The following is a 12,466-nucleotide window of genomic DNA, read 5'->3' on the forward strand; positions in this document are numbered from 1 at the left end:
AGGCAGCCAGCAACCTGCGCGCAGCGGTTGTACCAGCGGCGGTGCGGAGCCTCATGATTGCCCCGTGAGCGCATGCGCGCGGCGCAGTGCGGCGATCATCTGGGCGAGTGCCGTTTTTCGCGCTTGCGCGCTCGGTGCGCGCAGGACGTACGATGGGTGCCAGGTCGCCACGACCGTGAGATCGCCGATATGCGTCACCCGATCCCTATGCGCAGCCAGGCGTGCTTTCGGGTCGCGTAGCACGGCTTGCAACGCGGTCGCGCCGAGCGCTACGACCACCTTGGGGCGCACCTTCGCAAGCTCGCGTTCGAGCCAGTACGAGCAGGCTTCGACTTCGCGCTGCGCCGGCGTCTTGTGCAGACGGCGCTTGCCTCGGAGCTCCCATTTGAAGTGCTTGACCGCATTGGTCACATAAACGGCCTTGCGCTCGATGCCCGCCTCGGTCAGCACGCTGTCGAGCAGGGCGCCCGCGGGACCGACGAAAGGCCGGCCTGGTCCTCCTGATCGCCGGGCTGCTCGCCGACCAGCATCAGCGTGGCGTGCGTGCTGCCCGCGCCGGGCACCGCCTGGGTGGCATCGTGCCAGAGCGTGCAACGCCGGTACGCTTCGAGCGATTCTGGCGTCTGTTCAGGATCGACTTGCTCTCTGACGCTCGCCGGTGTGCGTTCGTGCGCCGGCGACGCGATGAACAGATCGCCCTCGCGGCGACGTGGAGTGCGTGTTGTCATTGCGGCGCCTCGTCCACCGCGAGCGCGTTGCGCACCGCAGTCACGCCGTCGACGCGCCCGCTGCGATCCTACCGGGACTTTGCCGCGGCGAGCGCTGCCGATTGGGGCGGGCCCATTGACCTGGCGGCTTCGAATATTTGATAAGAGCGCCGCGCCAGGAGGCTATCCCGGTTCTGGCAGTTCTTCCGGCGAAAGCGCAATCCACATGCCGGACGTGTCGCCCGACCCTTACCGATCCGCCATTGACGTTCGACGAGTTTGTCCTTCCTGGTAAAGCCGACCGTAGGCCTGCCTGGGTCGAGATAGTGCGATCGCCGGTCGCGAGTGGGTCATCTGTGAGAGCGGCGCGCTGCGCGACCGGAGCAGCGGTGCGATGAAGCCAGCCCCTTTAGGCATATCCGGTGGGCACATCCAGTGCGCATGCACCGTCAGGCCTTTGAGAGGAGCCAGCCATGCTTGACTACGCGATCGTATTCTCGCTGAACCCATCCACGGAGCGAACTCAGTCCCAACGGAGCCACCATGCCAAATACCGATTCGAAACACAAAGGCTCCGCCGCGACGAACCTGACGACCCCGACTGATCCTGGCAACACTTACCGTACAGGAGATGCGATACGCGGTTTCCCTCGGTGCGCAGAACGCCCCGACGGGATGCTCAAGACCCTCGCACGCTCTTTTCCGAGCGACGGAGCATACGAATATGAGTGGCGCAAACAAGGAGTCGGCATCCCGGCGACGCCTGGGAAACTGGATGCCGGCCAGGGAAGAGCACACTGCAGCTTTTCGGATCGAGATTGCCGCCCGCGCGCGGGAGCGACGCGCCGGCATCGCGCTTTCGAGCGTTGTCCAGGACCTCGGCAAGCTCATCGACGGCGACCCCGTGCTCAGGATGAACCTGTCCCGCGCGATCGATGACGCGATCGAGCAGGGCAAGCAACTGGGATATTCAAACATCGGCGAATTGCTGAACGTGGTCGACTACCTGACGACGTTCAGCCCGCCATTCAGCGAGAGCGCTCCGGTGGCCACGCCGCTGAACGCCATGCTCGAATGGCCCATGTGCATGCCCACCGGCTATGCCGTGTTCCGCGATCCCGCATTCAATGCCCGGCTGCGGCGCGTCCTGAGCACGTGGGCCAGCTTTCTGAGCGGGCCGCGCTCCCGTACCTGGCTTGTCGAAGACGAGCCGCAAGGCTGGTTCAGCGCCCCCGCTCTGGCGAAACTCGGAATGGAGGACTTCGTACACGATCGCTCGCTCGAGCATTGGGGATTCGCCTCCTGGAACGCCTTCTTTACGCGTCATCTCAGGGCGGGCGCGCGTCCGGTCGCGTCGCCCGACGACAGCGCGGTTATCGTGAACGCCTGCGAAGCGTCGCCTTTCGACGTGCGGGAAGACGTGAAACTCCTCGACAGTTTCTGGATCAAGTCCCAGCCATATTCCCTGCGCGAAATCCTGACATCAAGCGACGAGTCGCTCGCGCGCCGGTTCGTCGGCGGAACGGTTTATCAGGGCTACCTGAGCGCTTACAACTATCATCGCTGGCACGCACCCGTCGACGGAAAGGTCGTCGAGGCCTATAACGTAGACGGCACCTACTACTCGGACGCCGAATCCGAGGGCGAAGACCCGAGCGGGCTGAACGATTCCCAGGGCTATACCACCGCGGTGGCGGCGAGGGCCGTCATTGTCATCGACAGTGCCGATCCGGTGATCGGCGAAGTGGCGTGCGTATTTGTGGGGATGGCGGAAGTATCGTCCTGCCAGGTCGTCGTGCGCCCGGGTGACGACGTCAGGAAAGGCGACGAGCTGGGATTCTTCCAGTTTGGCGGAAGCACATACTGCCTGCTGTTCCGGCGGAATGTCATTGAACGCTTCGTGCCCCAGCCGCCATGGCATGACGATGTCCCGCCCCTGAAAGTCAACTCGGCGCTGGCCTATGTGCGCCGAAGCGCATGACTCCGGGACGGCAGCGCGCGGCGGGAAACGCGTGACGCCAACAAGTACGACGGGATGATGGCCTTCGGCGCGGTGCTGCCGAGGCTGCGCGCGCAGGTCAAACGCGACCTCGCGCTCGAGGGCATCCCGCGCAACAAGGTGTTGGCGACAGTCGTGCGCTTGCTCGATACGACACTGATCCGCGTGGGCGGCGAGGCATATGTGCGCGAAAACCGCTCGTATGGTTTGACGACGCTTCGCAAGCGACATCTGAAGATTTCAGCCGGTACCCTGCGCCTGAAGTTTCGTGGCAAGAGTGGCATTGAGCACGATGTCGCCGTAAGCGATGTGCACGTTGCGCGGATTGTGAAGCGCTGCATGGACCTGCCGGGCCAGGATCTTTTCCAGTATCTCGAGCGACCCGCGGCTTACCCCACTGATGTCCGAATCGAGTCGCAAGGCCCGCGCTCGAGTAACGCCATCTCAAGCGCAGACCACTGCGTCTAAAGCGGCCGCAGCGTAAAGAGCCGGAGTGAGCAATGTCACTGCGTCCATCGTCGGTCGCAGCTTATGCCGAGCATTCAACCACAATTGGCATTCCGGGTCGGCGTTCGTGATGCTACACCTGCTGCCGGGCGAGCCGCTTTCAGCGGCATGCCGCTTGCGCATGTACAGTGCCGCGCTTTGCCAGCGGCATCTCCGAGGGGCGTACCCGTGGACGACGACGAAAGACTCGAGCCCGAAGTCTCGGTGACTGACCAGACAGAGCGCTCGTGGCTGTCCCGGCTCGGGCCCGGCCTCGTCACGGGAGCGGCAGATGACGACCCGAGCGGGATTGGCACCTATTCCCAGGCGGGAGCGCAGTTTGGGTTCATGCTGTTGTGGACGCTTCTGTTGTCCTATCCCCTGATGGTTGCGATCCAGATGATCAGCGCGCGTATCGGACGCGTGAGCGGAAAAGGGCTAGCCTCCAACATGCGGGTGTACGGGCCGAAATGGCTCGTGATCGCATTGGTGCTCGTCCTCGCTGCCGCGAACACCATCAACATCGCGGCAGACCTGGCCGCAATGGGGGCGGTGCTCCATCTGCTCGTGCGCGGTCCCCAGCAGCTTTATGTGGTCGCGCTTGGCCTGTCGTCTGCCATCCTTCAGATATGGATTCCTTACGATAACTATGCGCGCTTCCTTAAGTGGTTGACCCTGGTCCTGTTTTCGTACGTCGCTGTTGCGTTTGTCGTGCCGGTGAACTGGGGGCAAGTCGCGCTTTCGGTGATCTGGCCACGCGCCAATCTTTCCAGCGCCTATGTCACTACCGTCGTCGCCGTCCTCGGCACGACGATCAGTCCGTATCTGTTCTTCTGGCAGGCGTCCCAGGAAGTCGAGGAGCTTCGCTCAAAGCCTGGCGAGCGGCCGCTGCGCTGGGTCTCATCATTTCGGGCTTATCGGCAGATCGACAGGATCACGGCAGACACGTGGATCGGAATGGGAATTTCGAATGGCGTCGGTTTTTTTATCATGCTCACCGCAGCTGTCACGCTTCACGCCCATCATATTGAAGTTCACACGTCCGCCGATGCCGCTCGGGCACTCGCACCCATCGCGGGCCGCTTTGCGTCGATCGTCTTCGCCGCCGGCATAGTAGGCACCGGGCTGCTCGCGCTGCCTGTATTGGCGGGCTCCGCTGCATATGGCGCAGCGGGCGCATTCAGGTGGCGCAGCAGCCTTTCCCTTCACCTGACGCTCGCTCGCGAGTTCTACTCCGTCATTGCGGTGGCAATCATCGGCGGCGTCAGCATGACTTTCTTTCACCTTGATCCCGTCAAGGCGCTTTACTGGAGCGCCGTGATCAATGGGCTGGCTGCAGTGCCGGTCATGGTCGTCGTGATGCTGATGGGAAGCAGCGAGAGGATCATGGGCAGGTTCGCCATATCAGGATTCCTCAAAGCAGGGGGGTGGATTGCCACCCTGTTAATGGCGATCGCGGCGGCAGGCATGTTCGTGCCCGGCTAGCGGGCGGCCAGCCAGCCTGGACGCGGCATGCGAGGCGCAATCGGTCCCTACGATCAGGTCGAAGCGACCGGCAGGCCAGTCACGCGGCATCGCGAGACGTTGCACTTCGACGCTGGCGAATGACGCCAACTGCGCCTTCCACGGCACTGCGCGCTTAGCGCAAGCTGCGTTGCCTGCACGTGCGGTTCGGCATCGATGACGCAAGGCGCATGCCTTCGAAGGCGCCGCCCGTTACGAGGCGGACACCGGCGTGCTCTATTACCCGGGCTAAGCTGGTGGGGTCGCGCTTGCGCGCCCTGCGGGTGATCGGTAAAACGATCCCCTACCGCCCCATGCGCCGGTCGTAGCGGCTCACGACCCGGTGAATCAGCGTGGGGTCGCGCGCGTCGGCGGTATCGAACTTCACGACTACGCTGCCGTCAGATTGCTGGTAGACGTTCGCTGTCACGGTGCCGCCGTCGAGCGTCCCCGCAATCATGCCTGTGCCGGGGTCCTGCACGGTGATGGCGAGTCCCTCGTCACGCATGGCGCCCGCTGCGGCGGCGAATGACCGGTCGTAGCTTGCGGGCGTCATGACCACGGTGCCGGGCGGCGCCGCGTAGTACGGGCATCCGGCCAGTGGCAGCAGGCAGGCCCAAACGCCCGCGAGCGCGAGACGCCGCGCGACTGAATACACCGTCGAGCGCAATTGTCGTTCACCTCGTGGACTCATCGCCATTCTCCTCACATGCATCCATCGTTCGACATCCTAAAAGCTGACCGCCAGGCCAAACGACACGCCGTGCACGTTGTGGCCAAACACATAGCGCACCATGGCCCGCGTACGGGTGATGATGATGGGATACGTGCTGCTGTCGAGTTCCAGACCCACGCCCAGCGAGGTGAGTTCGTTGAAGCCGAGCACCCCGGCGCTGTCGCCGAAGTAATGCGAGTAGGCGAATTCGAGCACGTAGCGCACCGGCTTGTCCAGCGCGTGCCACCCCGTTGGCGCGCGCCAGCGCGTCCAGAGGCTCACTTGCTGCGCCATCGCAGACCCCTGAACGGCTTCCGAACTCCCGCCGAAGCTTCGCAGGTAGATATCGGTCGCGCGCAGTTCCGCGTCGATTTCGTAGTTCTCGCGGTAGTGCTCATAGTCGAGCATGAGCGATCCGCCGTAGCCATATGCGTCCAGGTAGCCGTTATTGAGGAACTGGAGATTACTGTCCGTGACATGGTTGAACAACGTTTGTCCGATGCGCAGATCGCTGGAAACACGTCCGATCGTGCCGTTTATGATTGGGCGAAACACGAGTTCGTTGGTGATGCGAAAATCCCAGCCAAGTCCCACAGTGCCGCTGAAGGTATTCCACCTCGTGGGCACCGCCCGCGTCTGTGTGCCGTCGGTCGCGACGAATGTCGGGTCGTAGCGGCTGTACGCGATCGTGCCTTCCATGTACAACGGAAACGTCCGGCTCAGTGTGAAGCCGCCACCTAGCTGTGTCTGCCCGAAGCCCGGGTTGCCGGTGGTGCCGTTGTTGATCGAAAGCGAGCTGGTGGTGACGTCCGGCACCGTGGTGTAGGTCATGATGGACAGCACGGCGTCCGCATGCTGCTTGATGTTGCCGCCTATCACGGTCTGGTTCGACAGCTGGCCCGGTACGTTCTGCGCGTGCGCTTGCCACGGCAGCACGGCTGCGAGCATCGCCGCGCCAGTCCTCACTAGCGCGATGCGAAGTTGCAGCCAACGGACGGTGATGGTGTTCGTCATGTTCGATCCTGCCGGGTCCCGATGCCCGATTGGGTCTGATTACACCTGCTTGTGTTTGCTTAAGCCTGCTCACGCCCGGTTGCGCGCATGGCGTGAGGCCTCCTGCACGCCGCGCACGGCGGCTGCAACGATCAATCCGGTCAGTACGACGCCGACGAGTCCGAGCAGCACCGCGTCGATGCGGCCGAACACGGTGGTCGGCACCACATCGCCGTAACCGATGGTCAGCGCCGTGATCGCATAGAAGTACACGGTCTCGCCCACCGTCGATGGGGTGCGGTTCAGCGTCTCCACGGCGCCGCCGAAAAAGAACATGCCAATCGTCAGGATAACGAATATCAATACCAGGCCGCCCAGAAGCAGACGCATATACCAGATGGCCCGGCCCGATTCCAGCAGGATTTCGCGTGCCTTCGGGGCAAGGTCCGCGCTTGTCGGCGCATGGTTCATGGCGTATTCCTCTCGAGCGCGGCTGCGCTGCGCTGTGCGAAGCGCTCGACTATCTGCAGCATCAGGCACGCGTAAGCGGTGACGGCAAGAAAGAGCGCCATGCGCACGGCGAATGCACGGTAGACGTCCTTGCCCGCCACGCTGTCCTGGACCGACTGGCCCAGCAGGATGATCATGGTGACGAGACTGTTCAGCCAGAAGCCGGGCGAATAACGCGTGGGGTGGATGCGATAAAGCTTGCGCGCCACGAGCAGGCCGAACAGCAGCATCCAGAGATAGAACATCCAGATGTTCACGAAGAGCCTGAGCGCAAACCAGAACGCGACGGCGAGCAAGCCGCCGAGCGCCGTGGAGCCGAGCAGTTCATGCGCTGCGCCGCGTGCCGACGTGGTGCAGCTTTGTCTGCCGAGGCTGACGGATTTCATGATGATCGGCATGTAGCTCGCGGGGTCGTTCATCGCCAGCAGCCAGGCGGGCATGACCACGAGCGCGGCCTGCAAGGCGATGCGCGACGCCGCCCCCTGCGGCATGACGCGCGCGGAGGGTTTGGCGCCCGCCGCCGCACCGGGCTCGGGAAACAGTGCGTGACTCAAAACCGAGACGAGCACGGCGAGCAGCAGTCCCTTTACGAGCGCACCGACCACGGTGGCGGCGAGTTGCTGATCGGCCACGCCTGCCGCGCTAATCATCGTGAGGCCCGCCGCGAGGAACGTCGACACCAGATTGTTGCCGCCGCGCAGGCCGGCGCGAAACGTCAGGAAGAGACAAAGGCCGACGAGCAGCACGCCGGCGAACGGGTAATAGCGCAGCACGGGGACAAGCAGCAGGCCGCTGCCCGTCGTGAGCGCAACGACCAGCGCGAGAGCGAGCGCCGCCTTGAGCGAAAGCGGCCGGGTTTGCGTCGCCAGCACAAAGACGGCGAGTACCGGCGCGATCACGGGAATCGGAAAGTCGAGCGCGAAGCTGATGGCAAGGGTGAGCGCCGTGCCGGTGGCCACGCGTAGCGCACGGCGGCCGGGAAGCGATGGACTCGATTGCATGGGCGCCCCTCAGTAGAGGAAGGAGAGCCAGCTCATCACGCGCAGGAACACGCGGCCGAGCGGATTGAGCGGGTTGCCTGCGCTCGGGAACGCCATCACTTCGGCCTGCCCGCCCACGCGCACGTTGCGCAGCCGTGCGCGCTCGTCGCTGTCGAACTCGACGATCACGGGAAAGCGCTGCGCGGGACGCAGCCAGTCGCGGCTATTCTGCACGGTGGGCAGGGTGCCGGGCGGCGTGCTCTGTCCGACGCTCACGCCATAGCCGATGCTGCGGATGCGTCCGGCGAACACTTCGCCCGGCAGCGCGTCCAGCGCGATGGCGACGGGCGTGCCGGCATGGAGGCGGCCCAGATTGTTCTCCGTCATGTCCGCGCTGACCCAGACGTCGTGAATGGCGATGAGCGTCATGACCGGGTTGCCCGCAGCCGCGAACTGGCCAACTTCGGTGCGCAGGTCGGTGATGACGCCGGCCGAGCGCGCGCGAATATGCGTGTTGGCGAGATCGAGCTCGGCCTTTTCGAGCGCGCCCGCTGCGCTGCGCAACTGCGCGTTCTCCGCTTCGTTGCCGCCTTGCTGTTCGCGCGCGCGTTCGACTTCGGCCCGGGCGGCTTCGACCTGGCTTTGCGCCTGCTCGTGCGTGGCGCGCGCCACTTCGAGCCGCCGCAGCGAGACCGTGCCTTCGTCTTCACGGTACAACCGTTCGAGCCGGTCGCTGTCCTGGCGCGCCTTGACCTCGTTGGCGAGCGCCGCGCGCAATGAGGCTTGCGCCGAATCGATCCCGGCGGTGCTCGCGCCGATCTGCCGGCGCGTCGATTCGAGGTCGGCGCGCGCGCGGTCGGCGGCAATGCGGTATTGCTCGCTGTCGATTTCGAACAGCACGTCGCCGGCGTTGACCTCCTGGTTGTTGTGCACGAGCACGCGCGTCACGCGTCCCGGCACTTCCGCCGCAACGGGGACGACGTAGGCCGCAATGCGCGCCTGCTGCGTATAAGGCGTGAAGCGATCCGCAAGCAGGTACCAGATCAGGCTGATGACGATCAGGATGACGATCCACTTGAGCGCCTTGCCGGAGGGGTCGGAAGCCGGCGGCGCCTGGGGCGGGCTCGAAGGTTCGGGCACGCTGCTCATCGTGTCGGCCCTTGCGGTTGATAGCCGGGACCCTGCGCGGCAGAGGGCGATGCCGGTTCGTCGAGCAGGTCGCCCCAGTCGGTGCGTCGCTGCATCTGGGTGCGGGTAGCGGGGTCAATGAGCGGCTGATCCCGATCCCAGCCTCCGTCCACGGCCTTGTACAGCGCAATCAGGCTGCTCACGGCATTGCCGCGATTGACGACGAACGCGTCCTGCTGCGCGGAAAGTGCGCGCTGCGCGTCGAGCACGCGCTGGAAGTCCGAGTACCCCTCGCGGTAGATCGTATTGGCGAGCGTGAGCGAGCGCTGCGCTGCGCCTTGCGCGTCGTGCAGGATCGTGTCGCGCTGCAGTGCCGCGCTCAGCGCCGTTGCGGCGTCGTCGGCCTCGCGCGCCGCGTCGCGCACGGTGTTCTGATACGCAACGATCAACTGCTGCAGGCGCGCATCCTGCACGCGCACGTTGTTCGTGATGCGGCCGTGGTCGAACAGGTTCCATGTGATGCTCGGGCCGCCCACCACGGCGAGCGTGCTCGGCGCGCCGGTGAGCGAGCTGGCGCTCCAGACGAGCGAGCCGACCAGCGAAACGGATGGGTACAGATCGGCCTTCGCCACGCCGATCAGCGCCGACTGCGCGGCCATCTGCTGCTCCGCGGCGCGCACGTCCGGCCGGCGCAGCAACAGCTTCGCGGGCACATCCTGAAGCACGGCGCGGTCGATGAGCGGGACGACGCCTGCCTTGGCCGGCTGCACGTCGAGCTCCGGCAGCGGGCCGGGCGGGCGTCCAAGCAGCACGCCAAGCGCATGACGCGCCACCGCAATCTGGCTTTCGAACACGGGAACGCTGCTCAGCGTGCCGAGATACTGTGTTTTCGCCTGCTGGAGATCGAGTTCGTCGGTTTCGCCGCTTTTGAAGAGCTTTTGCGTGATCTCGTAGCTGCGCTTTTGCAGCTGCGCGTTTTCGCGCGCAATGCGCAGGCGCGCTTCGGTCGTGCGTAGCGTGAAATAGGTGTCGGCGACCTGCGCGTGAACGAGCACGAGCGCGTCTTCGCGGTTGTCCTGGGCGGCGAAGAACGAGGCGTCGGCCGATTCGATCGCGCGGCTGAAGCGTCCCCAGAAGTCCAGTTCCCAGCCGATGCTCAGGCCAAGACCATACTGAAAGTACGCGCCCGAACGCGGGTCGAAGCCGTCGTGGCGCTTGCGCGCCGAGGCCAGCACGTCGGCGTTGGCCTGCTGCACCTGCGGGTAACGCCCCGCGAGCGCGATGCCGAGCTGGGCGCGCGCCTCGATCACGCGCAACGCGGCGATCTTCAGGTCGCCGTTATTCTCGTCGGCCGCGGCAATCAGCTGTTCGAGATTTTCGTCTCCGAATACGCGCCACCATTGGCGCGCGTCGGGTTGCTCGTCAGCCTGCGTCGCGATCGACGTGACCTGCTCGATCGATGCACTGCTCCAGTGCTCGCTCCAGCTTTCGCGTTGCGGCTGAAAGTCGGGGCCCACGCGCATGCAGGCGCCCAGCAGCGTGCTCAGGCAGCAGGCGCCGAGCGGGAGCCAGTAAGGGCGCTCGCAGAGAATCACAGGGCGGTCTCGCGGCTCAAGCCTGCTGTTCTTCTCGTGAGCGTTCGGGTTGCGGCTGGTCTTTCACCCAGCGCCAGAACAGTTGATAGGCGACGGCGAGCATCACCGGGCCGATGAAAAGGCCGATCACGCCGCCCGTGACCATACCGCCGATCGCGCCGATCAGTACGACGGGCATGGGCACCGCCACGCCGCGGCCAAGCAGCAGCGGCTTGAGCACGTTGTCGGCGAGCCCGGCGACGAACTCGTAGACGGAGAAGACGATGGTCGCCGTGCTCACGCCCTGCGTCATGATCACGAAGATGATGACGGGCACGGTGATGAGCGTGGCGGGCAACTGCATGATGCCGATCAGCAGCACGGCCAGCGCGAGCAGGCCCGCGCCGGGAATGCCCATCACGACGAAGCCGACGCCGATCAACACCATCTGGATGAACGCGATGCCCACCACGCCCTGGGCGACGGCGCGAATCGTGGCGGTGCAAAGGTCGGCGATCTGCGGGCCGTTTTCCGGGCCGGAAACGCGCGACGCGATCTGCACCGCGCTGCGATGGCCCGACTCGCCATGCGCCATGAGAATGCCGGCAATAATCAGGGCTACGAAGAAGATCAGCAGTGCGGCGCCGAGCCCGGTGATCGTGCCGAGCAGCGCGAGGCCGGCCGCCTTCAGTTGCGGCGCGAAGCGCTGCACGAGGCCGGTGATGTCGGTCGACGCCTGCATCCAGAAGTCGTATACGCGCTGACCGACGACTGGCCAGTGTGCGATCGAGTCGGCGGGAGGCGGGATATGAAACGTGCCGCCCTTCGCAACGCTCATGGCACGCTCGATCGAATCGGCTACGGCTACACCGAGCAGCCAGGTGGGCGCGAGGATCACGCCGAACGCCACGAGAATGATGAGCGTGGCGATGAGCCCATCCTTGTGAGGGAAGCGGCGCTGCAGTTTCATTTGCAGCGGATAAAGCGTGACTGCGAGAATCACGGACCAGACCATGAGGTCGAGGAACGGGGCGAAGATGCGAAAGCAAAACATCGCCAGGACGGCAATGAGTGCGGCGCGGATCAGGACATCCAGCAAATCCCGGGACTGCGCCGGCGTTGATGTAGTGGGCAGCAGCATCGTCTGTGTCTCCTCGCTGACCGGGGCGTGCAACTCAGCCGCGCCCCGGCTCCTATCTCGTTCCGGCGAGGACCGCCAGAACCCCAGGTAGTACGAGAAACTGTCCGCCGACGCTACGCTCCTTCCCGGCATGACCCCGTGACAGGGAGCACGACTCTGCGATGTTTGCAGTCGCCTGCGAGTTGTGCGGAGCGCACCGTCGAATTGAGTCTATTACACGCGCTGAAAAGGGACAACGAACGTGCGATCTGTTTTGGGCCCGCGAGGAATCGGGTTAACCATGCATTGAAAATGGCGTAGTGGGCAGGCAGCGAGTTTGATTCTGATTCTTGTTGCAGGCCTCAATGCCCCGGACCACTCGAAGGCTCGCAGCTGAGAATGAGTCGATCACCGTTGCCCGCAACGGGAGCCAGTGCAGCATTGTGGAATTCGTGGCCGCCGCAGCGCCACTCGGCGAGATAGTCATTGCGACAGCCGCCAGATTGCGCGGCAATCATCGAAACCGGATAGTTGCAGGTTCTCAAACCGTCACAGTGCGCGGCGAGATCGCGCGTGACATTGCCGTGTGGTGCGCCGCAGTTGCTGCCGTAGGTGCCGGAGACGATGGCGATCGTCGCTTCATTCGCGGCGCTCGCCGCAGCCGGGATGACGAGGCCGCCAGGGCCGAAGGCGGTCCATGCGAGCGCGAGGGCGATTGAGGTTGGCTTCATGACGCACCTCCCAGGCCGGC

The 12,466-nt window shown here is 64.6% G+C and carries 10 protein-coding genes and 2 pseudogenes; 3 read left to right on the forward strand and 9 right to left on the reverse strand.

Translation table 11 applies throughout. The features are described 5' to 3' along the window. Nucleotides 1-51 precede the first annotated feature (51 nt). Nucleotides 52-728: pseudogene (locus C7411_RS26640) on the reverse strand (UdgX family uracil-DNA binding protein). Between the two features lie 703 nt (nt 729-1,431). Between C7411_RS26640 and C7411_RS26645 the strand changes: the two are divergent. The 3 genes and pseudogenes from C7411_RS26645 to C7411_RS26655 all read left to right on the forward strand — a co-directional run bounded on the left by C7411_RS26645 (nt 1,432) and on the right by C7411_RS26655 (nt 4,677). After that, nucleotides 1,432-2,688 (forward strand): phosphatidylserine decarboxylase family protein, encoded by a 1,257-nt coding sequence (locus C7411_RS26645; protein WP_110387012.1) that lies wholly within the window; start codon nt 1,432-1,434, stop codon nt 2,686-2,688. 21 nt (nt 2,689-2,709) lie between these two features. Then, a pseudogene (locus tag C7411_RS26650) lies at nt 2,710-3,084 on the forward strand (DNA topoisomerase IB); the annotation flags it as partial. Between the two features lie 297 nt (nt 3,085-3,381). Further along, the gene (locus C7411_RS26655; protein ID WP_110387013.1) at nt 3,382-4,677 is read left to right on the forward strand and encodes an NRAMP family divalent metal transporter; all 1,296 of its coding nucleotides are present in this window, start codon (nt 3,382-3,384) and stop codon (nt 4,675-4,677) included. A 322-nt stretch (nt 4,678-4,999) separates the two neighbouring features. Here C7411_RS26655 and C7411_RS26660 read toward each other — a convergent pair whose 3' ends face one another. From C7411_RS26660 to C7411_RS26695, 8 genes are all read right to left on the reverse strand, one after another. Next, on the reverse strand, nt 5,000-5,389 hold the full coding sequence (locus tag C7411_RS26660) for a hypothetical protein (RefSeq protein ID WP_243413362.1): 390 nt from the start codon (nt 5,387-5,389) through the stop codon (nt 5,000-5,002). A 36-nt stretch (nt 5,390-5,425) separates the two neighbouring features. Continuing rightward, complete coding sequence (locus C7411_RS26665; protein WP_110387098.1) at nt 5,426-6,358, reverse strand: hypothetical protein; 933 nt, start codon at nt 6,356-6,358, stop codon at nt 5,426-5,428. 135 nt (nt 6,359-6,493) lie between these two features. Next, nucleotides 6,494-6,874, reverse strand: a complete 381-nt coding sequence (locus tag C7411_RS26670) for a potassium channel family protein (RefSeq protein ID WP_110387014.1) — start codon at nt 6,872-6,874, stop codon at nt 6,494-6,496. After that, nucleotides 6,871-7,914: a DUF2955 domain-containing protein gene (locus C7411_RS26675; RefSeq protein ID WP_110387015.1), complete on the reverse strand. Its 1,044-nt coding sequence runs from the start codon at nt 7,912-7,914 to the stop codon at nt 6,871-6,873. The genes C7411_RS26670 and C7411_RS26675 overlap by 4 nt, the downstream gene beginning before the upstream one ends. 9 nt (nt 7,915-7,923) lie before the next feature. Beyond that, nucleotides 7,924-9,042, reverse strand: coding sequence for an HlyD family secretion protein (locus tag C7411_RS26680; protein WP_110387016.1), 1,119 nt, complete (start codon nt 9,040-9,042; stop codon nt 7,924-7,926). Further along, nucleotides 9,039-10,616: a TolC family protein gene (locus tag C7411_RS26685; protein WP_373682660.1), complete on the reverse strand. Its 1,578-nt coding sequence runs from the start codon at nt 10,614-10,616 to the stop codon at nt 9,039-9,041. Before C7411_RS26685 ends, C7411_RS26680 begins: the two co-directional genes overlap by 4 nt. Nucleotides 10,617-10,632: 16 nt before the next feature. Continuing rightward, nucleotides 10,633-11,736, reverse strand: a complete 1,104-nt coding sequence (locus C7411_RS26690) for an AI-2E family transporter (protein ID WP_110387017.1) — start codon at nt 11,734-11,736, stop codon at nt 10,633-10,635. A 341-nt stretch (nt 11,737-12,077) separates the two neighbouring features. Beyond that, nucleotides 12,078-12,446 (reverse strand): hypothetical protein, encoded by a 369-nt coding sequence (locus tag C7411_RS26695; protein ID WP_221207116.1) that lies wholly within the window; start codon nt 12,444-12,446, stop codon nt 12,078-12,080. Nucleotides 12,447-12,466 lie beyond the last annotated feature (20 nt).

The sequence above is a fragment of the Paraburkholderia silvatlantica genome, from assembly GCF_003096715.1.
Taxonomy (GTDB): domain Bacteria; phylum Pseudomonadota; class Gammaproteobacteria; order Burkholderiales; family Burkholderiaceae; genus Paraburkholderia; species Paraburkholderia silvatlantica.

What these genes read in the sequence shown, in the direction of transcription:
- C7411_RS26645 (WP_110387012.1), top strand. Translation starts at nt 1,432, where the DNA reads ATGAGTGGCGCAAACAAGGAGTCGGCATCCCGGCGACGCCTGGGAAAC.
- C7411_RS26660 (WP_243413362.1), bottom strand. Translation starts at nt 5,389, where the DNA reads ATGAGTCCACGAGGTGAACGACAATTGCGCTCGACGGTGTATTCAGTC.
- C7411_RS26665 (WP_110387098.1), bottom strand. Translation starts at nt 6,358, where the DNA reads ATGCTCGCAGCCGTGCTGCCGTGGCAAGCGCACGCGCAGAACGTACCG.
- C7411_RS26670 (WP_110387014.1), bottom strand. Translation starts at nt 6,874, where the DNA reads ATGAACCATGCGCCGACAAGCGCGGACCTTGCCCCGAAGGCACGCGAA.
- C7411_RS26675 (WP_110387015.1), bottom strand. Translation starts at nt 7,914, where the DNA reads ATGCAATCGAGTCCATCGCTTCCCGGCCGCCGTGCGCTACGCGTGGCC.
- C7411_RS26680 (WP_110387016.1), bottom strand. Translation starts at nt 9,042, where the DNA reads ATGAGCAGCGTGCCCGAACCTTCGAGCCCGCCCCAGGCGCCGCCGGCT.
- C7411_RS26690 (WP_110387017.1), bottom strand. Translation starts at nt 11,736, where the DNA reads ATGCTGCTGCCCACTACATCAACGCCGGCGCAGTCCCGGGATTTGCTG.
- C7411_RS26695 (WP_221207116.1), bottom strand. Translation starts at nt 12,446, where the DNA reads ATGAAGCCAACCTCAATCGCCCTCGCGCTCGCATGGACCGCCTTCGGC.